Source organism: Pseudonocardia sp. CA-142604, from assembly GCF_050948475.1.
Lineage (GTDB): Bacteria > Actinomycetota > Actinomycetes > Mycobacteriales > Pseudonocardiaceae > Pseudonocardia > Pseudonocardia alaniniphila.
Genome location: NZ_CP192045.1, coordinates 1,407,164 through 1,432,661, shown reverse-complemented (window position 1 = coordinate 1,432,661; position 25,498 = coordinate 1,407,164). Strand labels below are relative to the sequence as shown.

Genomic DNA, 25,498 nt, shown 5'->3' with positions numbered 1-25,498 from the left:
ATAGTTAGCACGCTACAACGACTTTCCCAGCGCGGACCGTCTCAAGCTGGGATGTCCGTCACCCCCGCGCGGCGGTCGCGCAAGATCCGTTTTCTGCCCTCCCCCGCAGCCGTCAGCGGGACGAATCACCCGTGCTCTACCCGGCCTGTTCGACCGATGCGGACGGCGCACCGTTCGCGCGAGCGGCCCCGCGGCCGAGCTCGACGAGCATCTCGGGGGCGTCGGAGGGGTCCAGAACCGCTTCGATGAGCACCAGCCGGTCCGTGCGCTCCCGGGCCGCGACGAGCGCCTCGGCGAGCTCCGCTCGGGTACGGACCGTCGTAGTGAGCGAGGGCACGCCGGGCGCGAGCACGGACGGCAGGGCCGACCAGTCCCATGGGGTGATGTCCTGGTACACCGCTTTAGGACTCTGGATCGCGCGCTCGATCGTGTATCCGGCGTTGTTGATCAGCACGATGATCGGGGTGTGGCCCCGGTGCAGGATCGTGGCCAGCTCCTGCACCGTCAGCTGGGCGGCACCGTCGCCGATGAACAGCAGACTGCGGCTCTCCGGCCTGGCCAGGCAGATCCCGAGGGTCGCCGGCAGGGTGTAGCCGATCGAGGACCAGATGGGCTGCGCGAGAAGGTCGCTGTCGTGTGACATGTGCAGGCCCAGCGCCCCGAACAGGGCGGTGCCGCTGTCCGCGATCGCGGTCACCCCGTCCGGCATCCACCGCTGGATCTCCGCCCAGAGCTGAGCCTGCGTCAGCGCGTCCGACGCCGGCCCTTCCGCGACCTCCGGCCTGGTCAGCGGCGGAAGCGGAGGCAGCGGAGCGAAGTCCCGCTCGGCGGCCGTCTCGTGCAGGATCCGGACGGCGTCCTCCATTCGCACGCCATGGAAGAGGGAGGCGCCGATCCGGGCGGTCTCGAAACCGAGCTCGACGGCGTCCTCGGGCGTGAACCGGTGGGTGAAGAGCCCGGTGAGGACGTCGCTCAACGTGGTGCCGGCCAGCACCAGCAGCGGTGCGAAGTCGACGGCGTCCCGGGTGATCTCCGATCTGGTCATGCCTCCCATGTAGGTGCCGAGGCTCGCGGGATGCGCCTCGTCGAGCATCGCCTTCGCGCCGGCCTGGGTCGCGATGCGCACGCCGGGAAGGTCGGCCAGGGCGGCGAGCTCACCCTCCAGCCGCCGCCGGTGCACCCGCGGACCGGCGAGGACGGTCAGCGAGGGGTGCTGGGCCAGCAACGCCGTCAGTGCGTCGCGGAACTGCTGAACGGAGGTCGGGTCGCTGGGCGAGCGGCGCAGCGGGAGGGCGAGGTTCGCAGCCGGGACGCGCGCCACCGCGACGTCGGCAGGAATGCCGAGGTAGACGGGCTTGCACTCGTTGATCGCGGTCAGCAGCATCCGGTCGATCTCGGCCACCGCTGTTGCGGCACGCAGGACGGCGCCGGCCGCGGTCACCTCACGGTAGGCGCGGACGAAGTGGTCGTGGTCGCCGTCCACCAGGGTGTGGTGCAGCAGGAGCCCGTCGGCCCGGGCGCGGCTCGGCGGCATCCCCGACACGAGCACGAGGGGGACGTCCTCGGCGTAGCTTCCGGCCACGCCGTTCATCGCCGACAGCTCGCCGACGCCGTAGGTGGTGAGCACCGCGGCGACGCCACGGCGGGCCCTGGCGTAGGCGTCGGCGGCGTACGCCGCGTTCAGCTCGTTGGTGCAACCGACCCACTCGACGCCAGGGACCGTGAGCATCTCGTCGAGCATGCTGAGGCTGAAGTCGCCGGGGAGCCCGAAGACGTGATGGCCGTCGAGCTGGCACAGGCGGGTGGCCAGGTACGCGCTCACGGTGACCGTTTCACCCTGGTGCGGGAGTGCGGCCGCGGTGGTGTCGGGCATGGTTCCCCTCGGCTCTGCCATTACGGCGGGATTCCGCGTACAGACGAGCCTGGCCGATCGGAGAGCTCCTGTCGTCCGACCGTGACGACGGTCGCGCCGTGCAGCCACCCGGGCTGGGGCGGTTGATCACGGGAAACACCTGCCCATATGATCAGGCGATCAACTGTCGTGCAGGGTGCGGTTGCGGGAGCGGGAGGCGTACCAGGTGACGGGCGTACGCGTTCGGGGCCGCTTGCGGACGCCCGCTGTGCTGGCCGTGCTCACCGTCCTGCTCGTCGTCACGGCGATCCTCTCCGCCGGTGTCGGAGCCGAGGCCCTGCCGCCCGGCGCGGTGCTGGATGTCCTGCACTCCCGGCTCACCGGTGGCGTGCCGCCGGATCTCGCCGAGGACACGATCGTCTGGGACCTGCGGGCACCGCGCTCGCTGCTGGCGATCATCGTCGGGGCCGGGCTCGCGATCGCGGGAGCGGGCATCCAGACGCTGGTCCGCAACCCGCTCGCCGACCCGTACGTGCTCGGGGTGTCCTCTGGTGCCGCGGTCGGCGCCACGGCTGTCATCACGTCAGGGGCGCTGGCGGCGGCCGGCACCTGGGCGCTCTCGGCCGGCGCGCTGCTCGGCGCGCTGGCCGCGGCGCTGCTCGTGTACGCCGTCGCACTGGCACAGGGCGGGTTGACGCCGCTGCGGCTCGTCCTCACCGGCACCGTTCTGGGCTCCGCGTTCTCGGCGGTGGCGAGCTTCCTGGTGTTCCGCAGCGCCGACCGCGCGGCAGCCGAATCGGTGCTGTTCTGGCTGCTCGGGAGCCTGTCGGGGGCCGCGTGGGACGAGCTGTGGCTGCCCTTCGGCACGGTGGTGGTGCTCGGTGGGCTGCTGCTCGCAGGCAGCGGCTGGCTCGATGCCCTCGCTGCGGGTCCGGACACGGCGGCCGCGTTGGGCGTTCCGGTCCGGGCGGTCCGCAACGTGCTGTTCGTGCTGCTCGCCGCGCTCGTCGGCGTGCTCGTGGCCGTCTCCGGCGGCATCGGCTTCGTCGGGCTCGTCCTGCCCCACGTCGCGCGGCTCCTGGTCGGCGCGCGCCACCGCGCGATGCTGCCCGTGGCCGCCCTCTCCGGCGCCGTCTTCCTCCTGCTGGTCGACATCGCGGCCCGGGTGCTGGTGCGCCCGGTCGAGGTCCCGCTGAGCGTCGTGACCGGCCTGATCGGTGCCCCGGTCTTCCTCGTGCTGATGGGACGGCGCCGTTACCGCTTCGGCTCGGCGTCATGACGCCCCACCTGAGCGCGAGCGCCGTGTCGTGTGCGATCGGGCGCCGTACGGTCCTCCGCGACGTCGATCTCGACGTCGCCCCCGGCGAGACGATCGGCATCGTCGGCCCGAACGGCAGCGGGAAGTCCACCCTGCTGCGCGTCCTCGCCGGGATCCGGCCCGCCACGGCCGGTGAGGTCCGGCTCGACGGCAGGCCCGTGCACCGGCTGACGGCCCGGGCCCGGGCGCGCTCGATCGCCTTCGTCGGCCAGGAGGAGGAGCTTCCCGCCGACCTGCTCGTCGGGGAGTTCGTGGCCCTCGGCCGGGTGCCCCACCGCTCACCGTGGGCGGGCGGCGATACCGCCGAGCGCGAGGCGGTCGGCCGGGCGTTGCGTGCGGTCGAGATGGCCGACGCCGTGGAGCGACCCGTCGAGCAGCTCTCCGGCGGGGAGCGCAGGCGGGTCGTGCTGGCCCGAGGTCTCGCGCAGGACGCCGCCCTCCTGCTGCTCGACGAGCCGACCAACCACCTCGACGTGCGCCATCAGTTCGCCCTGCTGCACCTCGTGCGACGGCTCGGCCGGACGGTCGTGCTGGCCATGCACGACCTGAACCTGGCTGCGGACCACTGCGACCGCATCCTCGTGCTCCACGACGGCAGAGCCCGCGCGGCAGCCGCACCGCACGACGCCCTCACCCCCGAAACGGTGCGGACGGTGTTCGGGGTCGACGCGACCCGCGTCACCCACCCCGTCACCGGCGCGACCCATCTGCTGCTGCAGCCCCACACCTGGAGGAACGATGCCTCGACGACCCCGCCTCAGGACGGTGCTGGTGTCGGTGTGCTCGATGGTCGCGCTGGCGGCGTGCGGGAGCGGTGACACCACCACGCCCGCCGGCGCTCCCCCAGGAGACACCGTGACCGTGACGAACTGCGGGGCGCCCGCGGAGTTTCCCGCGCCGGCGTCGCGGATGTTCGTCAACGACGGCAACCTGATCTCGATGGTGCTCGCGATCGGGGCGCAGGACCGCGTCGCGGCCGTCTCGAGCATCCAGCGCGACGCCGACACACTGCGCCGTCACTACGGTGCGGCCGCGGTCGACGGGCTGCACGACGTCTCGCCGCAGTCGTACCCGGGGCGTGAGACGGTGCTGGCCCAGCGGCCGGACGTGATGGTGGCCGGCTGGAACTACGGCTACGCCGAGGACGACGGCCTCACCCCGGACTGGCTGCGGAGCCAGGACATCGCCCCGTACGTCCTCACCGAGAGCTGCCGCTCCGGCGACACCGGGGCCCGCGGAATCGTCGACCCGTGGACGGCGCTGCGCGACGATCTCACGAACCTGGGCACGATCACCGGCCGGGAAGCCGAAGCCCGAAAGGTCGTGGACGACATCAGTGCCCGCCTCGCCGCCCTGCAGCAGGCTCCACAGGCCGGCACCCCGCCGACGATCTTCCTGTTCGACAGCGGCACCGACACCGTCTACTCCAGTGGTCGATTCGGCGCACCTCAGGGGATCATCACGGCCGCGGGCGCCCGCAACGCACTCGATGACGTCGCCGACACCTGGACCTCGGTGTCCTGGGAGCGCATCGCGGCGAGCCGGCCCGACGCGTTCCTCTTCGTGGACTACCCCCCGCAGTCCTACAGCGAGAAGATCGCGGTGCTCCGGGCGCGTGACGGGATCAAGGACCTGCCTGCGGTGCAGCAGAACCGGTTCCTCAACCTGCCCTACGGCCTCTGGACCTCCGGCCCCTTGAACATCGACGCCGCCGAGCAGGTACGCAAGGCGCTCGAGGGCTGGGGCCTGGTGCCGCCGTCGGCGCTGCAACCGGCATTCGACGACACCGCACCCTGAGCGGCTCGGCCGCCCGGACCTCAGTTCACGCCGACAGCCACCCGGGGCTTTGCGACGAGGGACAGGGCGGAGTGCAGCGGATGACAGACCACGGCGGCGAGCAGGTCGCGGGCCTCCGCCAGCTTCTCCGGGTCGATCCCGGTGTGCACACCCTCCCGGTGGAAGAAGTGCACGAGGTCGTCGGTGGCGATGTTGCCCGACGCGCCGGGAGCGAAGGGGCATCCGCCGATTCCGCCGAGCGCCGCGTCGAAACGCCTGATCCCGAGCCCGAAAGCGGCCCACGCGTTCGCCGAGGCCATGCCGTAGGTGTTGTGGAGGTGCAGGCCGAGTGGCACCTCGGGCACCGCATCGCGGGCGGCCATGACGCCGCGGGTGATCGCGCCCGGGTGTGCTGCACCGATGGTGTCAGCGAGATGCACGACCTCGGCACCGAGCTGGACCAGCCGCTTCGCCGTCCTCGCGACCTGCACCGGCGGCGTGTCGCCGTCGAACGGGCACACGAACGCGGTCGCGATGGACGCCTCGATCCTCACGCCGGCGTCCCGCAGCACCTCGGCGGCCGGAGCGAGACGGTCGAGCGCGACGTCAGTGGTGACCCCGGCGTTCGCTCGGCTGTGGCCGTCGGTCGCCGAGACCACGAACCGGACGGATCGGGCCCCGGCCTCGACCGCCTGCTGGGCGCCGAACTCCGTGAACACCAGGGTGTGCAGCGCAGCCGTGGCATCCCGTGCGAGGACTTGCAGCACCGCGTCGGTTCCGGTCATCTGCGGAACCTTCCGGGTGCTCACGAATGCGCCGACCTCCAGGGAGCCGAGACCGGCGGCGAGCAACAAGCGGCCGAGCCGAACGCGATCCTCAGCAGCGACGATGATCGGCTCGTCCTGCAATCCGTCACGGAGCACGACGTCGGTGATCAGCACGTCACGGTCGGGTTCCATGTCAGATCACCCCCTCTGCGCGCAGCCGCTCGCGCTCCGCGGCATCGATCCCGATGGCGCCGAGCACCTCGTCGGTGTCGGCACCGAGCTCCGGACCGAGCCATCGGGTACTGCCGGGACAGTGTTCGAGACGCGGTACGACACCGGGGAACACGACGTCCCGCTCGTCGTCGGCGGCGATACGCACGTGGTGGCGCTCGTGCATCCCGCGCTCGGCGAAGTGCGGGTCCTTGGCGATCTCCTCCGCCGTGAGGATGGGGCCGTTCGGCACGTCGGCCGCGACGAGCACCGAGGCGACCTCGTCCTGGCTGTGGGCGGCGGTCCACGTGCCGATCGCCGCGTCGAGCTCGTCGGAGTGGGCGACCCGGCCGGCGTTGTCGGTCAGCCGCGGGTCGGTGGCGAGATCGGGCCGCCCGATGGCGTGCATGAGCCTGACGAAGATGCCGTCGCCGTTACCGCTGATCACGATGTAGCGGCCGTCGGAGCAGCGGTAGGTGTTCGACGGGGCGATGCCGGGGAGTCCGGAACCCGCCTGCTCGCGCACGACGCCGAATGCGTCGTAATCGGGCACGAGTGACTCCATGAGGGAGTACACGGCCTCGTACAGCGCGACGTCGACGACCTCGCCGCTCGCTCGCTCACGCGCCAGCAGACCCATCAGCGCCCCGATCACCGCGTAGAGACCGGCCACGGAGTCGGCGAGGCTGATGCCGACCCGGGTGGGAGGCAGGCCGGGATTGCCGGTGAGGGCGCGCAGGCCGCCGATCGCCTCGGCGACCCCGCCGAACCCCGGCCTGTCCCGGTACGGCCCGGACTGCCCGTACCCGGAGACCCGCACGACCACCAGCTGCGGGTTCTGCTCGCGCAGCCGGTCGGGGCCGAGACCCCAGCGCTCGAGGGTGCCCGGCCGGAAGTTCTCGAGGACGACGTCCGATTGCGCGGCCAGCCGCAGGACGATGTCACGGCCTTCGCTGCTGCGCATGTCCACTGTCACCGATCGCTTGTTGCGCCCCAGCGTGCGGAACAGCAGGGATGTCTCCCCACCGTGCAGGCGCCATCGACGCAGCTCGTCGCCACTACCGGGACGCTCGATCTTCACGACCTCCGCGCCGAAGTCGCCGAGCAGCCGCCCGGCGGTCGGTGCGGCGATGAAGTTTCCGAGCTCGAGGACGCGGATCCCGGCCAGAGGGCCCGCGCTCGCAGTGCCGGTCGCGTCGAGCTTCGCCTCAGCGATCGTCATACGACCATCTCCCATCGCCCACTTCATGAAGGTTCGCACCAGAATGTGAGTCGACGCTCTAGTCGTCAAGCGACAGGTCGATACGATGCGGGAGGTCACACTCGGGACAGGAGGTGGAGGCATGGCGGAGGATGACAGCCGCGCGTCGGTGGTGCCCGTACTGGTGCTTCGCAAGATCACGCAGATTCTGCGGTCTTTCAGCGTCGACCAGCCGGAACTGACGCTGCAGCAGATCATCCGCACGACCGGCCTCCCCGCGAGCACCTGCCAGCGGCTCGTCCGCAATCTGGTGGTCGAGGGGTTCCTGGATCGCGAGGACGACCGCTACCGCATCGGGCTGGACTTCGTGCAATGGGCGGCACCCGGCACCTTCGGGCTCGACCTCGTGCGGCTCACCCGGCCCGCGCTGCAGGCCCTGCGTGACCGCACCGGGGAGACGGCCTGCCTCTACGTCCGCCACGGCCCGTTCCGCACCGTGGTCTCGCTCGCCGAGTCCCGCCACCCCGTGATCCGCCTGTTCGTGGTCGGGATGGTCATGCCGCTACACGCGGGATCCGCAGGTAAAGTGCTCCTTGCCTGGGACCCGACCGCGCGCCAAGAAGCGGTTCGGCACGGTTTGGGCAGATTCACCGATCACACCGTGGTCGACATCGACGAACTCACCGAGCAGCTCGCCGCCATCCGGCGGGCCGGCTTCGCAGCCACCTTCGAGGAGCGTGACGCCGGCGCGGCGTCCATCAGCGCCCCCGTATTCGGACTCAACGGCGAACTCGTCGCCGCCCTCGGGGTCGGCGCACCGCTGCAGCGAGTGGGCCCGGCCGATGTCGACCGGTTGGCGCCGATCGTCATGGAACTCGCCCGCGACGCCTCCCGCCGCATCGGCTTCCGCGCCGATGCCCCCTTCGCGGTCCGCTCCGCCACCGAGCTCTGACCGACGCCGCGCAGACCCGTCGCCGCGGCCGGCGAACGGGCGCGCACACCGATCCCGCGAAGCTTCTGCACCGGCTCGTCCCTTGTGTCCGGTGTGCTTTCCGCAATGCCGGGCAACGCCCTTGACGGTCGTGATCCCTCACCCGCAGCATGAAAGACAGCGTTCACATCGTGGTTCTAACAACCAGCGCTGTGTCCGACTGTCCGACCGTTCAAGGAGGATCGATGCCCGAGACACGTGGGACGCAGAGGCTGCCTGAGTCTCCGCTGCTGACGACCGGGGATGTCGCAGAGCGGATCGACCGGCTGCCCGTCACTCCCACACAGCGGCGCGCCACGATCGCCGTGGGTCTCGGCCTATTCTTCGAGTTCTACGAGGTCTTCCTCACCGGCGTGCTCACCAGTGTGCTCGTCGGCGAGTTCGGGCTCACCAAGGCGGAGCTCCCGCTGGTCCTCGCTTCGACGTTCATCGGGATGTTCATCGGCGCGCTCGTGCTGGGCCGGCTCGCCGACCGTCTGGGCCGGCGCGGGGCGTTCCTGCTCAACCTCGCGGTCTACTCGGTCTTCTCCCTGCTCGGGGCGTTCAGCATGAACGCGGCATGGCTCGTGGTCACCCGGTTCCTGGCCGGAGTCGGGCTCGGGGCTGAGCTTCCGCTCGCTGACACCTACCTCACCGACCTGCTGCCGGCGCGGCGGCGCGGCAAGTACATCGCCTGCGCCTACACCATCGGCTTCATCGGAGTGCCGGTCGTCGGGTTCGTCGCCCACTCCCTCACGGCGACGACCTGGATCGGCATCGAAGGCTGGCGCTGGATGTTCGTGATCGGCGGGGTGGGCGGCTTCATCGTGCTCCTCCTGCAGCGTGGACTGCCGGAGTCGCCGCGGTGGCTCGAGTCGGTGGGGCGCACCAAGGAGGCCGATCGGATCGTCTCCCGGCTCGAGGCGGAGGCGGGAGGCCCGGTCGAGCCGCCTCTCGCTGCCACGGAGCCCGTGACCACCGAGGCGCCGCCGGCGCGGGTGGCCGCACCGCGGCTGACGGGAGTGCGAGCCCTGCTGGTACCCCCCTACAACAAGCGCACGGGCATGATGCTCGTGTTCCACGTGTTCCAGACAATCGGCTACTACGGCTTCGGCACGATGGTGCCGCTGGTACTCGCGGCGAAGGGGTACCCGGTCTCGGAGTCACTGCTCTTCACGGGGCTGACCTACCTCGGTTATCCGATCGGATCGGCGCTGTCGCTCCCCCTCGTGGAACGGTTCGAGCGCAAGTACCTGGTGGTGGCCGCCGGGCTCGCGATGGCGGTGTTCGGCGTCGCCTTCGGGCTCTCGAACACGATGGTGCTGATCCTCGTGTTCGGATTCCTCTACACCGCGGTCAGCAACGTGTTCTCGAACGCGTACCACATCTACCAGGCGGAGATCTTCCCGACGCATCTGCGCTCGACGGCATCGAGCGGGACGTACGCCCTGTCCCGCCTGGTGACGGCGGCCATGCCGTTCGTACTCGTCCCCGTGCTCGCCGGGGCGGGCGTCAGTGCGCTCTTCGCGATCGTGTGCGCAGCGATGGTCGTGGTCGCCGTGGACGTCACCGCGCTCGGGCCACGCACCACGGGGCTTCGCCTCGAAGCCGTGAACAGCGAGTCTCTCGTGGACCACTGAGCCCCGACGGGCGACGAGAGACCGGCCCGCACCCCTCCCGGCTGCCCTCCGGGAGGGGTGCATCTCACTCTCCCCACCGTCGTAAATGCTCCTAACGTGGCTAGCGAGGAATAGGTCAGCGTCGATCCCAGGTCCTCGGTTCGGTCTCGAGGAGAACAAACGACGTGAAGCCTGTCGACGCGACCGCGGCCACGGCACAGGCCCCGACGGAAAGGGATGGGGCGCCCGGCATGCGGCGGGCGCCCCTGTCTCGTGGTCTCGTACTGCTGATGGCCCTCGCCAGCGGGGCGGCCGTCGGCAACCTGTACTACACCCAGCCGCTGCTGGACGTGATCGCCCGCGATCTGCACATCGGCCAGGGCACGGCGGGCCTGCTGGTGACCACGACCCAGGTCGGGTACGCCCTGGGGATCATGTTCATCGTCCCGCTCGGGGACATCCGCAACCGCCGGCGCCTGGCGCCGGCGATGATGCTGCTCTCGGCGGTGTGCCTGGCCGCCTGCGCCGTGGCTCCGGGCATCGTGATCCTGCTCCTCGCTCTCATAGCGGTTGGCGTCACGACGGTGGCCGGGCAGATCTTCATCCCGTTCGCCAGTGATCTGGCCGACAACGCCCGGCGCGGCGAAGTGGTCGGCATCGTGCTCAGTGGAGCCCTCACCGGCATCCTTGCTGCCCGTGTGGTCAGCGGGCTGATCGCTGGTGCGCTGGGCTGGCGGGCCGTGTTCGTCATCGCGGCGGTGCTCATGCTGGTGCTCGGCCTGGTGGTGGCCCGGATGCTCCCGCACGACATCCCGCGCGCCCACCAGCCCTACGGGGCGCTGCTGCGCTCGATCTTCGGGCTGGTCCGTCGCGACACGTCCCTGCAGGTCGTGCTGCTCTACGGAGCGATCAGCTTCGGGTCGTTCTCGCTCTTCTGGACCGGCCTGACGTTCCTGCTCAGCGGCCCGCCCTACGGCTACTCGACGTTCGTCATCGGGCTCTTCGGCCTTGCCGGGCTCCTCGGCGCGCTCGCCGCGCAGGGTTCCGGGCGACTACACGACCGGGGCTGGTCCACCCGGGCGACCGGACTGTCCTGGCTGCTCGTGATCGTGTCCTGGGCGATCTGCGACCTCGGCAGGCTCTCCCTCCCGTGGCTGTTGATCGGGATCGTCCTGCTCGACGTCGCCACCCAGTCCCAGCGCATCCTCAACCAGGCCCAGATCTTCGCCGGCTCACCGGAGGCCCGCAGCCGCGTCAACACGGCCTACGTCACCACCAACTTCATCGGCGGTGCGATCGGGTCCGTCGTCGCCTCCGTGCTGTGGGCCTACGGCGGGTGGAGCGCTGTCTGCCTCGTCGGCGGCGTGCTGTGCGCCGCCGCGTTCGTACTCTGGCTGGTGACCGTCGTCCGGTCCCGGGCAGTGGCGGCCCGCGTCTGACTCTTACGTCCCACGCACGACCTGCTCGCCACCTCTCAGAAAGGTGCACTGCGATGAGGAACGCCTCTTTCGGCAACCTGTCCGTCTCGGCCCTCGGCCTCGGCTGTATGGGGATGTCCGGCATCTATACCGGGGCCGGAACGGATGACGACGAGTCGATCCGCACGATCCACCGGGCCATCGACCTCGGCATCACCTTGATCGACACTGCTGACGTCTACGGCCCCCACATCAACGAGGAACTCGTCGGCCGCGCCCTCGCCGGCCGCCGTGACGAGGTCGTGCTCGCCACCAAGTTCGGCCAGCTCTCCTACCGCGACGCGCCCGCCGGGGTACGCAGGTTCGACAGCAGCCCGGAGAACATCCGGCTCGCCGTGGACGGCTCGCTGCGGCGCCTCGGCACCGACCACATCGACCTCTACTACCAGCACCGGGTCGACCCCGAGACCCCGATCGAGGAGACCGTGGGCGCGCTCGCGGAGCTCGTGACGGCGGGCAAGGTCCGCTACATCGGGCTCTCCGAGGCCGCCCCCGCGACGATCCGGCGCGCCCACGCCGTACACCCGATCACCGCCCTGCAGTCGGAGTACTCGCTGTGGACGCGCGACCCGGAGGCCGAGGTCCTGCCGCTGGTGCGCGAGCTCGGCATCGGGTTCGTGCCCTACTCCCCGCTCGGGCGCGGCTTCCTCACCGGGCAGATCCGCTCGGTGGAGCAGATGGCCCAGGACGACTTCCGCCGGACCATGCCGCGGTTCGCCGAGGAGGCGTTCGCCCAGAACCTGCGGATCGTCGACGCGGTCGAGGCCGTGGCGAAGGAGCTCGGGGCGACACCGGCCCAGGTGGCGCTCGCCTGGCTCCTGGCGCAGGGGGACGACATCGCCCCGATCCCCGGCACCAAGAGGGTGCAACGCCTCGAGGAGAACGCGAAGGCGGCGGACATCCGGCTCAGCGCCGAGCAGCGCAACCGCCTCGGATCCGTGCAGCCCCCTGTCGGTGCCCGCTACGCCGACATGACTCCCATCGGGCGCTGATCGGCCACCCGCCACGACCAGGCGTTTCATCCTGCGGGCCGGCCGGGGGCACGTACGTTGGCCTGATGGCAACGACAGCATCGGCTCCGGCAGCGACGACGGTGTCGGCCGTCCGCGAACTGCGCGCCGGATTCCACGAGGACCTCGGGCCGGGCGAACGATCCACGTTGATCTCGTGGCTGGCCTTCACCGCCACGTTCACCGCCGTGCGGGTGATCACCTACAGCATCCGCGACGGGGTGGGGCCGTTCCGCAACGTGAGCCTCGGTGGTGCGCACATCCACCACTACATGTGGGGAATCGCGGGGCTCAGCGCCGTCGGCGCCGTGGCAGTGCGGGGTGATGACCGGCTGCGCCGCCACCCGGTGCTCGCCGGGACCTACGGCTCGGCACTGGCCCTGATCGTGGACGAGTTCGCGCTGCTTCTGGACCTGCAGGACGTGTACTGGGCCAAGCAGGGGCGACTGTCGGTGGACATCGGCATCGGAGCGGTCGCGCTGGGCGGCGTCGGCTTCGCGGCTCTGCCGCTCCTGCGACGCATCGCCCGCCGCTGCTTCGGTCGCTGAGGCGCGACCTCAGCTCCCGTTGAGCGCTGCCCGGAGGAATGCGACCGCCTCCGGTGGCGCCGTCCGTGGCGAGCCGCTGTCGAACGGCGGCTCGGGGTCGTACTCGAGCGCGAGCTGGATCGTCCTGGCCGCCATCTCGCCGAACAGCGCGGCGGCCAGGGTGAGGCCCATGTCGATGCCGGCGGACACACCGGCGGCGGTGATCACGTCGCCGTCCACCACGACGCGTTCGTTGCAGACGACGGCGCCGTCGGCGGCCAGCGTGTCCACCACCGCCCAGTGGGAGGTGGCACGGCGCCCGGCGAGGATGCCCGCCTTCGCCAGGAGGGTGGACCCGCTGCAGACGGACGTGGTCCAGGTTGCGGTCTTGTGCACCGAGGCCAGCCAGGCGATGAGCACCTCGTCGTCGAGCGCGCTGCGCCACTGCGAACTACCCGGCACGACGATCAGATCAGGCGCGGTCACGTCGTCGAACGCGAAGTCGGCATGGAGCGCCAGGCCGTTGTCGCAGCGGATCTTTCCCGCCCGGGCCGCGACGAACTGCGGCGTCACCTGCGAGTGGCCGGCCAGCACCTCGTAGGGCCCGACGATGTCGAGTGCGGTCAGGTTGTCGTACAGCACGAAGGCGGCGTTCACGACTGTCCTCGTTGCTCACTCCAGCGGGGCATGTTTCCAGCATGGCTGCGCGCGGCGTCGGCAGCCATGACGCACACCCCTCCGATCAGGTCGCGCTCCATGCGTCGGGCTCGGCAGGCGACACGGTCGACGCCAGGTCGCGCAGGTGGTCGCCGTCGAGGCGCAGGATCTCGATCTCGTCGAGGCCACGCGCATGCAGGCGACGGTAGAAGCGCAGGGCGTGCTCGTTGGTGCGCAGCACCCACCACTCCAGACGGCCGCAGCCGCGCTGAACCGCGAGCTTCGCGAGATGGGCGAGCAGCGCCTGCCCGATCCCTGCACCCCGATGCTCGGGCGCGACGTAGAGATCTTCGAGGTGGATCCCTCGGCGGCCCAGGATGGTGCTGTAGGTCGGATAGAACAGCGCGAACCCGGCCGGTGCGCCGTCGATCGTCGCGACGACGGCCTCCGCCACGGGCCGGACGCCGAACAAGGCCTCGGCCACGTCATGCGGCCGGGCAGAGACCTGCCCGGGAAACTGCTCCACCTCGGCGAGCTCGACGATGAACCGGTGCAGGACGTCGACGTCTTCAGGCTCTGCCGCCCGGATGACGAGCGGAGCGGTCACCGATGCGGCCCCACGGCGGAGTGGATCACCAGGTCAGGGTAGACGTTCTCCGCGTACCTCCCGATCGTCGCGCGGGCGACTGCGGCGGTCTCCGCGCGATGGCACGATCGCCGGATGTCGAGCCGGAGATCTCCGCTGCGGGGAGGCTGCAGCCGCGGGAGCGCGCGGCGGTGGACCGCCACACTCGCGGCGACGCTCGTCGGGATCGCCGTGCTCGCCGGCTGCGGGTCGGCACCGACCGGAGAGCCCGTCGTGACCAGCAACCCGGCGGCCCCTGTGACCCCCGTTCCGTTGTCGCTCGGTCCGGACTGGCCGACCTATCACGGCGACGGCACCCGGGCCGGTTACGTACCTGAGGGGCCCGACCCGGCTTCCCCCACCGTCGCGTGGCGGGCGCCCCTCGACGGAGCGGTTTACGCCAGCCCGATCGTCGTGAACGGGCTGGTGGTCGCGGCGACCGAAGGTGGGTCGCTGTACGGGCTAGACGCGGCGACCGGGACGGTGCGCTGGCACACCCACCTCGCCGATCCGGTGCCGGGCTCGGCCCTGCCGTGCGGCGACATCGATCCGATCGGGATCACCGGCACGCCGGTCTACGACTCGAGCACCGGCGAGGTGTTCGCCGTGGCCACCCGGCCGGGCGTCGAACACGTCCTCTTCGGCGTGGACCTGCGGAGCGGGCAGGTCCGTGAGCAGCGCAGGGTCGACGCTCCGGGCAGCGAGGCTGCCACCCATCTGCAGCGCGGGGCGCTGCTGCTCGCCAACGGGATGGTCTACATCCCCTACGGCGGCAACTACGGCGACTGCGGCCAGTACCTGGGCCGCGTGGTCGGCGTCCCGGTCACGGGGAACGGGCCCGAGGTCGACTTCGCCGTCCCCACGACCCGGGAGGGTGGTATCTGGGCGCCCTCCGGTCCGGCCGTCCTGCCCGGCGGCGACGTTCTGGTGACAACCGGCAACGGCGAGGCCGTGGGAGGGACATGGGACCACAGCGACTCGATCCTGCGGTTGTCGCCCCAGCTGCGGCTGCTCGACGGCTTCGCCCCGTCCGGCTGGGCTCAGGAGAACTCCGTCGACGCGGATCTCGGCTCCACCGGCCCCGTGGTGCTGCCGGGCGGGCGCCAGGTGCTCGCTGCCGGCAAGGGCGGTGGGGTCTATCTGACGAACGTCGATTCGCTCGGAGGCGTGGACGGCCAGCTGGACCGGCTGGAGCCGTGCCACTCCTACGGCGGGGCTGCCACGGCGCCGGGGCAGGACGGCGGCGCGGTCGTCTATCTGCCGTGCACCGAAGGGCTGCTGCAGGTGCGCGTCGGCGCCGACAACCGGATGACCCGCGGCTGGCAGGCCCCCGCCGTCACGGGATCACCGATCCTGGTGGGCACGACCGTGTGGTCGGTGCAGCAGAACGGCACCCTCGACGGCCTCGACTCCGCAACGGGGCAGGTTCGGGCCGCCGTGCAGGTCGGTGCCGCCACCCGGTTCGCCACCCCCGCGGCGAGCGGCACCGCGCTGTTCGTGCCCACGCGCGACGGCGTCACAGCGGTGGCGCTGCACCGCTGAGGGTCAGTGGGCCTCGCGGTCGCCGCTCTCGCCGACGACGGCCAGGACGTCGGCCCGCCGTGGACCGTCGGCCGCGTAGCTCGACAGGGCCGGACCGAGCGCATCGAGCTTCTCCCGCACCCCGGGCATCGCCAGGGCGTGCTCCGGCGTGTCGAGCAGGTACGCCACGCGCAGGAAGGCGCGCAGCACATCGGGATCCCGGGCCGCGACGTTCATGAAGCGACGGCTGATCGCCCAGTCCGGATCGGACGTCTCGTAGGGCGTGCCTACGATGTCGGCCTGCATCTCGGCCATCCGGTGCCGGGCGTTGTGAACCGAGATGTCGTACAGCGGCCCGACGACCTCGTCGGTCACCTCCGCGAAGCAGCGCACGAGCTTCTCCGGATCGCACGTTCTCACGGCACGCAGCACGTCACGCAGGACGGCGACGTGGAGCAGTCCGATCGTGGCCCCGCGTCCGAGCGTCGGACTCGTGCAGGCCCAGGCGTCGCCCACCGCCACGAGCCCGGTGACCACCGGCACGTCGTCCACGACCAGCTGTCTCTGTCTGTCCTCCAGGCAGGACAGCACCTGCACGTCCGTCAGCGCGATCCCGGCGGCGCGGCTCTCCGCTGTGCCGGGGAACAAGGCGAGCACCTGGTCCCAGACCGCGGGACTGCGCAACGCACGAAGCTCCTTGTCGTTCGCGGCGGTGACCAGCGACCAGCCCCAGGTGTCGTTGTCGCCCGGGATGGTCACCAACGACATGCCCTCGACGTGGGCGACCGAGTTCGGCAACGGAGCGGGCTGCCCGTCCAGCGTGCGGAACTGCCGGGAGTGGTAGGCGAATCCCTGCTCCTCCTGTTCCTCCCTGGGCTGACGGGCACCGATGGCGCAGAGCATGCGCTGAAGCGGTGAGCGCCTGCCCATCGCATCGACCACCAGATCGGCGCCGACCAGCTCCCCGCGCGCGGTCTCGACGCCGACCACGCAGGGAACGCCCGCCGTGCACGGGCCGGTCACCAGTCCGGTGACCCTCGTGCCCCTGCGGACGACCAGCCCGCGCGTGCGGGCGGCGACCGCCGCGAACGCGGCCTCCAGCACCGGTCTTCGCGCGATCACGCCCCTGAGCTCGTCGTCCCCCTGCCGGGGACCGCCGCTCACGGCGGCGGGCAGCATCTCGATCGGGCTGCGGCATCGGCCACCCAGGCGCTCGAGCTCGTCGAAGAACTCGGGGATCTCCTGCTCCATCCTGCTGCGCCAGCGCCCGAGCATGAGGTGGAGCTGGCGGAACTGGTTCACCCCGGGCCGCTCCCAGTGGTCCCACAGCTGACGCGCGTCGCCCTCCGGCTCGTCCGGATCACGTTCCAGGACGGTGACGTCGTGCCCGTCGCGGGCGAGCAGCACACCGGCGGCCAGACCGTTCAGTCCGGCACCGATCACGAGAACAGCTGCCATCGACAATCTCCTCGGAGAGGGTCAGGGACGACTCAACCCGGTGCCATTCAGGATTCGCGCGACAAATTCCGAAACACGCCATCGCAGGTCCCGCCGTGTATTCGGACCGGTGCCGTCACAGTGACGCCCAGAACCGGCTGAGCACCGCCGCTCCGCGCTCCGGGTCGCGCGTCATCCACCAGTGCCCGAGTCCGTCGAGCACCTCCACCCGTGCGCCCGCGCGGGCCGACGAGCGTCGGCGCTGCTCGTCGGTGCCCGCGACAAGGTCCTCGCTCGCCAGGATCGCGAGCCCCGGCCGCGCGGCCGCCGCCTCCAACCCCGCGCCGAGCTCAGCCATCACCGGCTGCGCCGCCGACCGGTAGAGCCGCAGGATGCAGCCGCCCATCACGTCGTCCATGGCGGGAGCGATCCGTTCGGCGATACTCCGGTCCATCCCGCGGTCCACGAGGAACGACACCTTCTCCTCCGTCTGGGGCTGGACGAGCCGGGCGACCGCGGCCTCCCCGTCCTCGGGGCTCTGCCAGCCCTGCGCGAGCTCGTGCCACACGTAGTCCGGGTCGAAGAGGCCGATGACGTCGGAGCACCAGCTCCGCAGCAGGTCGGGGCGCGTCATCGCGACGTTCACGGCGTGGCCACCGCCCCAGTCGTGCCCCACCAGATGAACCGGCCGACCCAGCCCTTCGAGCTCGGCCACCAGCCAGTCGCGGTACTCGCCGATGGTGGCGCCCCACCCCGCCGGCACGGGCGCGCCGAAGCCGGGAGGCGAGAGGCAGATCGGCTTGTCATGGCCCTGGGCGACGAGCTGCTCGACCAACAAGTCCCACACCGCGGTGGTCTCGGGGTTGCCGTGCACGAGCACCACCGGCGTCACCTGGTCTGTCGGCATCGTTGATCGCGACCTTTCGCTCGAGCGAGAAGAAAAGTGACGGGAAATCAGTCAATTCGAACGAACAGGCGCACGCGGGCAAGCCTCAACCATCAATGCAACGAAATCTGCACCGCACGTCACAGGCCGGTCAACAGTTTTGTCGGTGGCGTCACCGAGCATTCGGCGATCCGTCGCCCGCTTTTCGTGTACGTATCGGTGTCACCAGGTCAGCGGGTCGAGGTCCAGGTAGAACCGCAGCCGCTCCCGGTCGACGGTCTCGATCTCGTACGAACGGAAGAACTCGTCGTCGGCACAGCCGGCTTCGTCCTCGTCCCGCCACGTCTCCCGCGAGCTCGCCAGCAGCAGCGCGATGTCCGCGTAGCGGTCGGCGGTACCGAGCCGTCCGAGGTCGATCAGTCCCGTGCACTCGGCGGTGCGTGGGTCCAGCATCAGATTCGGCAGGCACGCGTCACCGTGGCACACCACGCGATCGTGCGTCTCCTGGAGCATGCGCCGCTCCAGCTGCGGCCGAAGCTCCGCGAGCAGCTCCGACGGCGGCGTGTGCCGATGCTGGTCGGGGAGGAAATCGGCGTTCACCGCGCCCCGCCCGACCACGTCCTCTGCCAGCCGGAACGTCCTGGCCAGACTGCGGTCGAACGGGCAGTCGGCAGCGGGGAGCGCGTGCAGCCTGCGGAGCATGTCCGTGATCGACGGCCACGCCCGCCGGAGCTCCACCGCGGACACCCGGCTCGCCGGCACTCCCGGCACCGCCGTCGTCACGAGACAGGCGCCACGGTCGGAGGCGGACCAGTGCCCGACGTCGGGCCCGGGGATGCCCGTGCCGCTGAGCCACTCGATCCGGCGGCACTCCGCGTCGAGTTCGTCGATGCCGTGCGGACCGATGCACTTCGCATAGGCCCAGCCGTCCTCGCGCCGGAACACCTCGGCGTTCGACTCGCCCGTGGTGACGGCTATCCACGCTCCGGATCCCCGCACCTCACGGGGGAGGAGATCGAGCAAGGACGACGGCTGCCTCATGGTTCCTCCGCAGACGACGCTACGGCAGCGCGCCGCGATGGCCGGTGCCCGAGTGGGTGCGTCCATCGAAGGGATGACCGCAGGCCGTCGCGGTCTGGGAGAGTGCCCGATCCAGCAAGGAGGAGGGATCCCCGTGACCGCACGCATCTCCCACCTGTCGTTCGACGCGCTCGACGCCCACGCGCAGTCGGTGTTCTGGGCGGCGGTTCTCGGATTCGCCGAGGACCCGGACGACCCGAACGAGCCCGGTCACGAGGAGTGCATGATCTTCTCGCCGGACGGCAACCAGCGCGTCCTGTTCATCGAGGTGCCCGACGCCAAGCAGATCAAGAACCGGCTGCATCTGGACCTGGAGCCTGCCGAGGGCACCCGCGACGCCGAGCTCGCGCGGCTACTCGGTCTCGGCGCAACCGAGGTGGCCGACCGCCGCCGGGGCGACGGATCGGGCTGGGTCGTGCTCGCCGACCCCGAGGGCAACGAGTTCTGCATACTGCGAAACGCGGCCGAACGCTCCTGACCTGCGCAATGGCCGGCCCCGCTGTCCGTCGCGCCGGACTTCTGATGATCATCTTCAGATTCGCCCGCTGCTAATGTCGAGGCAAGCCTCGCCGGCGTGGCCGGCGCCGATCAGGCCGGATGCTCCCCGCGAATGCGCTGCACCGGGCCGGCAGGCCCTGAACCGCACACCGTTGTGCCCGTGCGGGCGCTGCAGGAAGGAGAACGTCATGCTGGTGCTCAATGGCTGAGTCGACACCGCCGCGCACGATCTCGGTGAACGGACGACGGCACGAGGTGCACACCGAGGACGACACCGCACTCCTGTACGTGCTGCGCAACCACCTCGGGCTGAAGGGCACCAGGTTCGGCTGCGGCCTGAGCCTCTGCGGCGCCTGTTTCGTGCTCGTCGACGGGAGCCCGGCCTACTCGTGTGACACGCCGGTGTGGGCGGTCGAGCACAAGGAGGTCACCACGGTCGAAGGGCTGGGCACGCCGGAGGAACCGCATCCCGTGGCGCAGGCGATGATCGAGGGCCAGGCCGCTCAGTGCGGCTACTGCATGTCCGGGCTCGTGGTCTCCGCCGCCGCCCTCCTCACCGAGAACGACGACCCGTCCGAGGACGAGGTGCGCGCCGCCCTCGACCGCAACCTGTGCCGGTGCGGCGCCCACAACCGCGTTGTCCGGGCCGTGCTCGCAGCGGCCGCGCAGATGCGAGCGAACCGGGAGACCGTCCGATGACCACAGCACCCGAGACCGCACCGGTCCTGTCGCCCTCCCTCACGGCCAATCCCCTGCTCCTCGACTGGCTGCGCGTCCTGCCCGCCGGAGTGGTGGAGGTGCGTTCCGGGAAGGTCGAGCTCGGCCAGGGTGTGCTCACCGCGCTCGCCCAGGTGGCCGCCGAGGAACTGGACGTCGACGTCGCCCGCGTGCGCATGACCGCTGCCGCCACCGACACCAGTCCCGACGAGGGCTACACGGCGGGCAGCCTGTCCGTGCAGACCTCGGGTGCCGCGATCCGCACGGTCTGCGCGGAGGCGAGGGCCGTCTACCTGGCGGCGGCCGCCGACAAGCTGGCCGTTGCCGAGGAGGCGCTGACCGTCCGCGACGGCGACTTCGTCGCTCCCGACGGGCGGTACACGAGCTACTGGGAGCTTGCGGACGACACGCTGCTCGACCGTGCCGCCACCGGCAGCGTGCCGGTCAAGTCACCGTCGTCCTACCGGGTGGTCGGCACCGATCTGCCGCGGACGGACCTGCGGGACAAGCTCACCGGCCAGCCGCGGTTCGTCCACGACCTCACACCGGAGGGCCTGCGCTACGGCCGCATCGTCCGGCCGCCGTCGCGTGGCGCCACGCTGGCCGCGCTCGACACCGCACCGACCCTGGCGCTGCCCGGCGTCGTGACGGTCGTACGTGACGGCGACTTCCTCGGGGTCGTGGCGGAGCGGGAGGAGGTGGCGTTGCGCGCCGCCGACCGCCTCCGTGCGGACGCCACCTGGCAGGAGCGGCCCACACTGCCGGACGAGGACGACCTCCCGGCCTTCCTGACCTCCGCACCCGCCGAGACCGCGGTGCTCGCCGACAAGGACGAGCGGCTCCCTGACGCGACCGTCGCGAGGTCGATGGAGGCCTCCTACCACCGGCCCTACATCTCGCACGGCTCCATCGGTCCCTCCAGCGCCACCGCCCTCGTCACGGACCGGGACGGCGTGCGGCTCGAGGTGTGGACCCACAGTCAGGGCATCTTCGTGCTGCGCCGCGTGCTGGCGCGCGCACTCGATCTGGGCGAGGACCAGATCACCGTCCGGCACACCGAAGGAGCCGGCTGCTACGGCCACAACGGGGCCGACGACGCCGCCATGGACGCGGCCCTGCTCGCCCTGGCGGTTCCGAACAGCCCGGTGCAGGTGGTGTGGTCGCGGCAGGACGAGCTCACCTGGGCCCCCTTCGGTCCGGGCGCGGTGGTCCGCATGGCGGCCGACGTCGACGCCGACGGCGGGGTGCTCTCCTGGCGTCACGAGATCTGGGGCAACGGCCACATCTCCCGGCCCGGCTTCACCGACACCATCGCGCTGCTCGCGGCGAGCCACCGCAGCGGCGGTGCCGAGATCAGGACCGCACCGGAGCCACCGTGGCAGCGGGGCGGGGCCGCCGGGCGCAATGCGGTGCCGGGCTACGACTTCCCGGCCTATCAGGTGGTCAACAACCACCTGACGGCCATACCGCTGCGGACGTCCTCGCTGAGATCGCTCGGTGCCTTCCTCAACGTGTTCGCCGCCGAGTCGTTCATGGACGAGCTCGCGGAGGCGGCGGGGCGCGATCCCGTCGAGTTCCGGCTCGCCCACCTGAGCGATCCGCGAGCCCGTGCGGTGGTGGCGGCAGCAGCCGGGCGTGCGGGCTGGGGACGGTGGGCGCCCTCCGAGACGATCGGGCACGGCATCGGCTACGCCCGCTACAAGGGCACCAGCGCCTACTGCGCCGTGGTCGCCGAGGTCGAGGCGATCAGCGACGTGCGGGTGCGGCAGCTCACACTGGCGGTCGACGGCGGCCTCATCATCAACCCCGACGGTGCGGTCAACCAGATCGAGGGCGGCGCGATCCAGGCGACCAGCTGGACGCTCAAGGAACGCGTGCGCTTCGACCGCATGACCGTCACCAGCGAGGACTGGGAGAGCTACCCGATCCTGCGGTTCTCCGAGGTACCCGCGGTGGACGTCGAGCTGATGCCGGGAGGCGGGAACCCAGCCCTGGGCGTGGGTGAGACCGCGCAGGGGCCCACCGCCGCGGCCATCGCCAACGCCGTCAACGACGTGCTCGGCGTGCGTGTGCGATCCCTGCCCCTCACCCAGGAGCAGATCGTCGCCGCCATGCCCGGCTGACCGCTCGAACTGCGCGGGGCTCAGACCGGGAGCCGGATGCCCTTCGCCTCCAGCCGAGGCAGCACCTCCTGGGCGAAATAGCCGAGCTCGGAGATGTAGTCCACGAACGAGAGGGTCATCCCGCCGAAGCCGGCGCGGTGGAAGCGCTCGATCTCGTCGGCGACGTCGTCGGGCGTGCCGATGAGAGGGCAGCTGCCGTGGCCTGCGGCGAAGCGGGAGCGGAAGGTCTGCAGCATCTCGGGCGTGAACGACTGCGCGTGCAGACCCTGCAGCGCCATGAGGTTGTCGACCGCGGCCCAGTCGGCCCGCTCGCCCGCGTAGTCGTGCAGGAACTCCTCGGCCTCGGCGCGGGTCGGGCGGCACACCACGTGCCCGAGTGTGAACACGCCGACGCTTCGGTCGTAGTGGTCGCGGGCGGACGCCTGCACCGTGCGGACGATCTCGGCGCCGTCCTCGGGCCCGCCGACGATCGTGAACGCGAAGTTCGCGTTGCGCGCGGCGAAGTCACGCCCCTGTCGCGACGACCCGGCGTTGAGCACCGGCACCTGGCCCTCGTACGGCTTCGGCATGCCCTCCACGTGACGGAGGTGGAAGAACTTGCCGTCGTGGTCGAACTGCCCGGGCGTGCTCCAGATCTTCCCGATGACGTCCCACCACTCCTGGGCGAGTGCGTACCGCTCGTCGTGGTCGTCGGGCAGTTCGATGCCGAAGGTGTCGTACTCGGGCTTGTTCCAGCCGGCGACGATGTTGATACCGGCTCGGCCCTGGCCAATCTGGTCGACCGTCGCGAGCTGCTTCGCCACGACGATCGGATGGTTGAACGCCGTGTGGACCGTGGCGAAGACCGCGATCCGCCGCGTGTGCGCGAGCAGGCCCGCGGCCCACACCGTGGGGTCCAGCACACCCTCGTGGAAGTTGGTCTCGCCGCCGTAGCCGATCCAGCGCGCGATGGGGAGCAGGAAGTCGATCCCGACCTCGTCGGCGAGCCGCGCGAGCCGCAGGTTGTCCTCCCAGCTCCCCGACCACCGGTCCGGCACGGTGGTGACGGCCATTCCGGAGGAACAGTTCGCGGAGAACAGGCCTAGCTTGAACGACTTGCCGTCCAGGATCGCCTTGCTCATGAGGTGCCTCCTCGGGCCGACCGGGGGGTCCGGTGCTGGTAGCGCTCGACCGCCTCGGCGGTCGCGGGATCATCGAACAGATCGCCGAACACGTCGACGCTGCTACTGACGCTGGTGGTGATCCCGTTGTCCAGCCACGTCTCGAAGAGTGACTTCTGCGCGGCGATCACCTGCGGAGTGTGCCCGGTCAGCTTCTCGAGCATCGCCAGGGTCGCCGCCCGCAGCCGCTCGGGCTCGGCCACCCGGTTGGCGAACCCCGGACCGAAGGCCTCGAGGTCGTAGAGATCGCCGGTGAGGATCATCTCGCGTGCCCTGGACAGACCGACGAACGCGGGCAGCAGTGCGGCGTCGGCCACCGACGGGATCCCGAGCTTCACCTCCGGGAGCCCGAGCCGGACGGCCGGATGCGCGATCCGGATGTCACAGGCCAGCGCGAGCTCGAGCGCGGCGCCGAGGCACGTCCCGTTGAGCATCGCCACCGTCGGCACCGGGCTCCGCCGGACGGCACGCAGGAAGTCGGCCACTCTCGCGATCAGCCGCCGCGCGGTGATCGGCGTGAGGTCACGGAACGCGTCGAGGTGCATCCCGGCGGAGAACGTGCGCTCGCCCGCGCCCGTGAACACGATCGCCCGGATTCCCCCACCGAGATCGCGCACGGCGTCGGCGACGTGATCCAGGTCCTCGACGCGCAGGGCGTTGGCGGCCTCGGGCCGGTTGAAGGTGATCCAGCGGACCCGATCGAGGTCGGCGACGGTCGGCAAGCCCATGAGGTTCCTTCGGTCGAGAGCGCCCTGTCCGGGGCCCGGACCAGTCCGATCCTGTCAGTGGACGGTCCTCGGTGGCGCCGATCAGTCCGGTTCGACCGGAGAGTCCCAGTCGATGTGGTGGTCGCGGATCCAGTCGCGGTCACTCTGGCTGCGTTTGGGCGGCTGCTGCTGGGGCTTGCGGCTGCTCAGTGCGGCTGCGGCTTCGACCAGCCGTTCCACACGGGGACGGCGCAGCGCCTCGTACGTGGCGAACGCGCGCCCCACGCCGGGCACATCGCGCAGGCATTTCGCGAGCACCACGGAGTCCTCGACCGCCATCGACGCGCCCTGACCCGCCGACGGCGAGGCCGCGTGGGCGGCGTCGCCCGCAATCGTCATCCGGCCGCGATGCCACAAGGGGACGGTGGCGATGTCGTAGTCGTTGTGCCCGACGATCCGGTCGGTGGCCGCGACGACCTCCACGGCCGGGCCGCCGTCATCGCCGAACACGGCGACGAGCCGGTCCTGCCACCAGTGCGTCGTCATGTCGGCGAGCTCGGCCTTCGTCAGCTCCGGGGCGGGCACCCTGGCGAACCACCACAGCCCACCCCGAGGCCCCCCGATGACGCCGAAGAACGCGCGACGGCCACGCACCATCCGGTACGTGTCGGCAGGCACCGCGACCGGCGCCGCCGTGCTGAAGCCGTAGACGATGTGCTGGCCGGTGTAGCGCGGCGCCGGCGCGTCCGGGTCGAGGAGCCCGCGGGTCACCGACCACACGCCGTCGGCGCCGACGAGCAGGTCACCGTGGGCGTGGCTGCCGTCGGCGAACACGGCGTGCACCTGCCCGTCCGATGTGGTGGCGTCGACGAGCCTGCGCCCGCGTTCGACCCGAACCCCGCGCCGCTCGGCCTCGTCGAGCAGCACCCGGTAGAGCGCGGAGCGCAGGAACGTCCTGGGCACCAGGTCGTGTGAGTCGGCGCCGGTCAGCGGGCCTTCACCGACCTTCGCGCCGTCGGCGTCATAGACCTCGATACGGCGTGCCGGCTCCCCCGCTGCCGCGACCGCGCCGTCGAGCCCCACGGCCGCGAGTGCGTCCATGCCGTTGACACCCAGGGTGAGGAAGGCGCCGACGTCGTCGGCCGGGGTCGGGTACGCCTCGTAGACGGTGGAGCCGATGCCGGCCTTGCGCAGCGCCACGGCGGTGACCGCCCCGGCGATGCCCCCTCCGATGATCACAGCGTGCGTCATGATCCCTCCGGCCGTGACAGTAACGCCGGTACCCGTCGACGGCGCTGAACGCCGTGCTCGAGTCATGAGGTCCCCGGCCCGAGGGTGGAACGAACCTCCGAAAGAGCC

The 25,498-nt window shown here is 71.0% G+C and carries 23 protein-coding genes; 12 read left to right on the top strand and 11 right to left on the bottom strand.

Going from position 1 to position 25,498, the window contains the following annotated elements; translation table 11 throughout:
- Positions 1-136: 136 nt before the first annotated feature.
- Positions 137-1,873 (bottom strand): alpha-keto acid decarboxylase family protein, encoded by a 1,737-nt coding sequence (locus tag ACQPZQ_RS06585; protein ID WP_433293051.1) that lies wholly within the window; start codon positions 1,871-1,873, stop codon positions 137-139.
- Between the two features lie 205 nt (positions 1,874-2,078).
- On the opposite strand from ACQPZQ_RS06585, the gene ACQPZQ_RS06580 reads away from it, so the two are divergent.
- From ACQPZQ_RS06580 to ACQPZQ_RS06570, 3 genes are read left to right on the top strand one after another with little or no spacing between them, the layout of a single operon-like run.
- Positions 2,079-3,131 (top strand): FecCD family ABC transporter permease, encoded by a 1,053-nt coding sequence (locus tag ACQPZQ_RS06580; protein WP_433293049.1) that lies wholly within the window; start codon positions 2,079-2,081, stop codon positions 3,129-3,131.
- Positions 3,128-3,988 (top strand): ABC transporter ATP-binding protein, encoded by an 861-nt coding sequence (locus tag ACQPZQ_RS06575; protein WP_433293047.1) that lies wholly within the window; start codon positions 3,128-3,130, stop codon positions 3,986-3,988. Before ACQPZQ_RS06580 ends, ACQPZQ_RS06575 begins: the two co-directional genes overlap by 4 nt.
- Before the next feature lie 37 nt (positions 3,989-4,025).
- Positions 4,026-4,967 carry an ABC transporter substrate-binding protein gene (locus ACQPZQ_RS06570; protein ID WP_433293045.1) on the top strand — a complete coding sequence of 314 codons (942 nt, stop codon included), beginning with the start codon at positions 4,026-4,028 and terminating at the stop codon, positions 4,965-4,967.
- A gap of 20 nt (positions 4,968-4,987) precedes the next feature.
- Here ACQPZQ_RS06570 and ACQPZQ_RS06565 read toward each other — a convergent pair whose 3' ends face one another.
- Both ACQPZQ_RS06565 and ACQPZQ_RS06560 read right to left on the bottom strand, forming a co-directional pair.
- The gene (locus ACQPZQ_RS06565) at positions 4,988-5,905 is read right to left on the bottom strand and encodes a hydroxymethylglutaryl-CoA lyase (RefSeq protein WP_433293043.1); all 918 of its coding nucleotides are present in this window, start codon (positions 5,903-5,905) and stop codon (positions 4,988-4,990) included.
- 1 nt (position 5,906) lies between these two features.
- Positions 5,907-7,145 carry a CaiB/BaiF CoA transferase family protein gene (locus ACQPZQ_RS06560; RefSeq protein ID WP_433293041.1) on the bottom strand — a complete coding sequence of 413 codons (1,239 nt, stop codon included), beginning with the start codon at positions 7,143-7,145 and terminating at the stop codon, positions 5,907-5,909.
- Between the two features lie 121 nt (positions 7,146-7,266).
- Here ACQPZQ_RS06560 and ACQPZQ_RS06555 point away from each other — a divergent pair, with 121 nt between their 5' ends.
- From ACQPZQ_RS06555 to ACQPZQ_RS06535, 5 genes are all read left to right on the top strand, one after another.
- Complete coding sequence (locus tag ACQPZQ_RS06555; RefSeq protein WP_433293039.1) at positions 7,267-8,076, top strand: IclR family transcriptional regulator; 810 nt, start codon at positions 7,267-7,269, stop codon at positions 8,074-8,076.
- Positions 8,077-8,300: 224 nt separating this feature from the next.
- Positions 8,301-9,734: an MFS transporter gene (locus tag ACQPZQ_RS06550; protein WP_433293037.1), complete on the top strand. Its 1,434-nt coding sequence runs from the start codon at positions 8,301-8,303 to the stop codon at positions 9,732-9,734.
- A 164-nt stretch (positions 9,735-9,898) separates the two neighbouring features.
- Complete coding sequence (locus ACQPZQ_RS06545; RefSeq protein ID WP_433293035.1) at positions 9,899-11,152, top strand: MFS transporter; 1,254 nt, start codon at positions 9,899-9,901, stop codon at positions 11,150-11,152.
- 53 nt (positions 11,153-11,205) lie between these two features.
- Positions 11,206-12,183 carry an aldo/keto reductase gene (locus ACQPZQ_RS06540; protein WP_433293033.1) on the top strand — a complete coding sequence of 326 codons (978 nt, stop codon included), beginning with the start codon at positions 11,206-11,208 and terminating at the stop codon, positions 12,181-12,183.
- A gap of 65 nt (positions 12,184-12,248) precedes the next feature.
- Complete coding sequence (locus ACQPZQ_RS06535; RefSeq protein ID WP_433293031.1) at positions 12,249-12,749, top strand: hypothetical protein; 501 nt, start codon at positions 12,249-12,251, stop codon at positions 12,747-12,749.
- Positions 12,750-12,758: 9 nt separating this feature from the next.
- Here the strand turns inward: ACQPZQ_RS06535 and ACQPZQ_RS06530 are convergent, their stop codons facing one another.
- Together ACQPZQ_RS06530 and ACQPZQ_RS06525 are read right to left on the bottom strand one after the other, a co-directional pair.
- Positions 12,759-13,385: a DJ-1/PfpI family protein gene (locus ACQPZQ_RS06530; protein WP_433293029.1), complete on the bottom strand. Its 627-nt coding sequence runs from the start codon at positions 13,383-13,385 to the stop codon at positions 12,759-12,761.
- An 85-nt stretch (positions 13,386-13,470) separates the two neighbouring features.
- The gene (locus tag ACQPZQ_RS06525) at positions 13,471-13,992 is read right to left on the bottom strand and encodes an N-acetyltransferase family protein (protein ID WP_433293027.1); all 522 of its coding nucleotides are present in this window, start codon (positions 13,990-13,992) and stop codon (positions 13,471-13,473) included.
- Positions 13,993-14,106: 114 nt separating this feature from the next.
- On the opposite strand from ACQPZQ_RS06525, the gene ACQPZQ_RS06520 reads away from it, so the two are divergent.
- Positions 14,107-15,552: a PQQ-binding-like beta-propeller repeat protein gene (locus ACQPZQ_RS06520; protein WP_433293025.1), complete on the top strand. Its 1,446-nt coding sequence runs from the start codon at positions 14,107-14,109 to the stop codon at positions 15,550-15,552.
- A gap of 3 nt (positions 15,553-15,555) precedes the next feature.
- On the opposite strand, the gene ACQPZQ_RS06515 is transcribed toward ACQPZQ_RS06520, so the two are convergent.
- The 3 genes from ACQPZQ_RS06515 to ACQPZQ_RS06505 all read right to left on the bottom strand — a co-directional run bounded on the left by ACQPZQ_RS06515 (position 15,556) and on the right by ACQPZQ_RS06505 (position 18,895).
- Positions 15,556-16,989 (bottom strand): FAD-dependent oxidoreductase, encoded by a 1,434-nt coding sequence (locus ACQPZQ_RS06515; protein WP_433293023.1) that lies wholly within the window; start codon positions 16,987-16,989, stop codon positions 15,556-15,558.
- 115 nt (positions 16,990-17,104) lie between these two features.
- Positions 17,105-17,875: an alpha/beta fold hydrolase gene (locus ACQPZQ_RS06510; RefSeq protein WP_433293021.1), complete on the bottom strand. Its 771-nt coding sequence runs from the start codon at positions 17,873-17,875 to the stop codon at positions 17,105-17,107.
- 201 nt (positions 17,876-18,076) lie between these two features.
- The gene (locus ACQPZQ_RS06505) at positions 18,077-18,895 is read right to left on the bottom strand and encodes an APH(3'') family aminoglycoside O-phosphotransferase (RefSeq protein ID WP_433293019.1); all 819 of its coding nucleotides are present in this window, start codon (positions 18,893-18,895) and stop codon (positions 18,077-18,079) included.
- 133 nt (positions 18,896-19,028) lie between these two features.
- Between ACQPZQ_RS06505 and ACQPZQ_RS06500 the strand changes: the two genes are divergently transcribed.
- The 3 genes from ACQPZQ_RS06500 to ACQPZQ_RS06490 all read left to right on the top strand — a co-directional run bounded on the left by ACQPZQ_RS06500 (position 19,029) and on the right by ACQPZQ_RS06490 (position 22,272).
- The gene (locus ACQPZQ_RS06500; RefSeq protein ID WP_433293017.1) at positions 19,029-19,412 is read left to right on the top strand and encodes a VOC family protein; all 384 of its coding nucleotides are present in this window, start codon (positions 19,029-19,031) and stop codon (positions 19,410-19,412) included.
- Between the two features lie 221 nt (positions 19,413-19,633).
- Positions 19,634-20,131 carry a (2Fe-2S)-binding protein gene (locus ACQPZQ_RS06495; protein WP_433293015.1) on the top strand — a complete coding sequence of 166 codons (498 nt, stop codon included), beginning with the start codon at positions 19,634-19,636 and terminating at the stop codon, positions 20,129-20,131.
- Positions 20,128-22,272 carry a molybdopterin cofactor-binding domain-containing protein gene (locus tag ACQPZQ_RS06490; protein WP_433293013.1) on the top strand — a complete coding sequence of 715 codons (2,145 nt, stop codon included), beginning with the start codon at positions 20,128-20,130 and terminating at the stop codon, positions 22,270-22,272. Before ACQPZQ_RS06495 ends, ACQPZQ_RS06490 begins: the two co-directional genes overlap by 4 nt.
- A 20-nt stretch (positions 22,273-22,292) precedes the next feature.
- On the opposite strand, the gene ACQPZQ_RS06485 is transcribed toward ACQPZQ_RS06490, so the two are convergent.
- The 3 genes from ACQPZQ_RS06485 to ACQPZQ_RS06475 form a co-directional block, all read right to left on the bottom strand.
- On the bottom strand, positions 22,293-23,393 hold the full coding sequence (locus ACQPZQ_RS06485) for an LLM class flavin-dependent oxidoreductase (RefSeq protein WP_433293011.1): 1,101 nt from the start codon (positions 23,391-23,393) through the stop codon (positions 22,293-22,295).
- The gene (locus ACQPZQ_RS06480; protein WP_433293009.1) at positions 23,390-24,160 is read right to left on the bottom strand and encodes an enoyl-CoA hydratase/isomerase family protein; all 771 of its coding nucleotides are present in this window, start codon (positions 24,158-24,160) and stop codon (positions 23,390-23,392) included. Before ACQPZQ_RS06480 ends, ACQPZQ_RS06485 begins: the two co-directional genes overlap by 4 nt.
- A gap of 81 nt (positions 24,161-24,241) precedes the next feature.
- The gene (locus tag ACQPZQ_RS06475) at positions 24,242-25,390 is read right to left on the bottom strand and encodes an FAD-dependent monooxygenase (protein WP_433293007.1); all 1,149 of its coding nucleotides are present in this window, start codon (positions 25,388-25,390) and stop codon (positions 24,242-24,244) included.
- Between the last annotated feature and the right edge of the window lie 108 nt (positions 25,391-25,498).

Excerpts from the sequence above, each read along its gene's own strand:
- ACQPZQ_RS06560 (WP_433293041.1), bottom strand. The coding sequence starts at position 7,145 with ATGACGATCGCTGAGGCGAAGCTCGACGCGACCGGCACTGCGAGCGCG.
- ACQPZQ_RS06505 (WP_433293019.1), bottom strand. The coding sequence starts at position 18,895 with ATGAGGCAGCCGTCGTCCTTGCTCGATCTCCTCCCCCGTGAGGTGCGG.
- ACQPZQ_RS06515 (WP_433293023.1), bottom strand. The coding sequence starts at position 16,989 with ATGGCAGCTGTTCTCGTGATCGGTGCCGGACTGAACGGTCTGGCCGCC.
- ACQPZQ_RS06540 (WP_433293033.1), top strand. The coding sequence starts at position 11,206 with ATGAGGAACGCCTCTTTCGGCAACCTGTCCGTCTCGGCCCTCGGCCTC.
- ACQPZQ_RS06535 (WP_433293031.1), top strand. The coding sequence starts at position 12,249 with ATGGCAACGACAGCATCGGCTCCGGCAGCGACGACGGTGTCGGCCGTC.
- ACQPZQ_RS06575 (WP_433293047.1), top strand. The coding sequence starts at position 3,128 with ATGACGCCCCACCTGAGCGCGAGCGCCGTGTCGTGTGCGATCGGGCGC.
- ACQPZQ_RS06565 (WP_433293043.1), bottom strand. The coding sequence starts at position 5,905 with ATGGAACCCGACCGTGACGTGCTGATCACCGACGTCGTGCTCCGTGAC.
- ACQPZQ_RS06555 (WP_433293039.1), top strand. The coding sequence starts at position 7,267 with ATGGCGGAGGATGACAGCCGCGCGTCGGTGGTGCCCGTACTGGTGCTT.
- ACQPZQ_RS06550 (WP_433293037.1), top strand. The coding sequence starts at position 8,301 with ATGCCCGAGACACGTGGGACGCAGAGGCTGCCTGAGTCTCCGCTGCTG.
- ACQPZQ_RS06510 (WP_433293021.1), bottom strand. The coding sequence starts at position 17,875 with ATGCCGACAGACCAGGTGACGCCGGTGGTGCTCGTGCACGGCAACCCC.
- ACQPZQ_RS06485 (WP_433293011.1), bottom strand. The coding sequence starts at position 23,393 with ATGAGCAAGGCGATCCTGGACGGCAAGTCGTTCAAGCTAGGCCTGTTC.
- ACQPZQ_RS06585 (WP_433293051.1), bottom strand. The coding sequence starts at position 1,873 with ATGCCCGACACCACCGCGGCCGCACTCCCGCACCAGGGTGAAACGGTC.
- ACQPZQ_RS06520 (WP_433293025.1), top strand. The coding sequence starts at position 14,107 with ATGTCGAGCCGGAGATCTCCGCTGCGGGGAGGCTGCAGCCGCGGGAGC.
- ACQPZQ_RS06495 (WP_433293015.1), top strand. The coding sequence starts at position 19,634 with ATGGCTGAGTCGACACCGCCGCGCACGATCTCGGTGAACGGACGACGG.
- ACQPZQ_RS06480 (WP_433293009.1), bottom strand. The coding sequence starts at position 24,160 with ATGGGCTTGCCGACCGTCGCCGACCTCGATCGGGTCCGCTGGATCACC.
- ACQPZQ_RS06490 (WP_433293013.1), top strand. The coding sequence starts at position 20,128 with ATGACCACAGCACCCGAGACCGCACCGGTCCTGTCGCCCTCCCTCACG.
- ACQPZQ_RS06475 (WP_433293007.1), bottom strand. The coding sequence starts at position 25,390 with ATGACGCACGCTGTGATCATCGGAGGGGGCATCGCCGGGGCGGTCACC.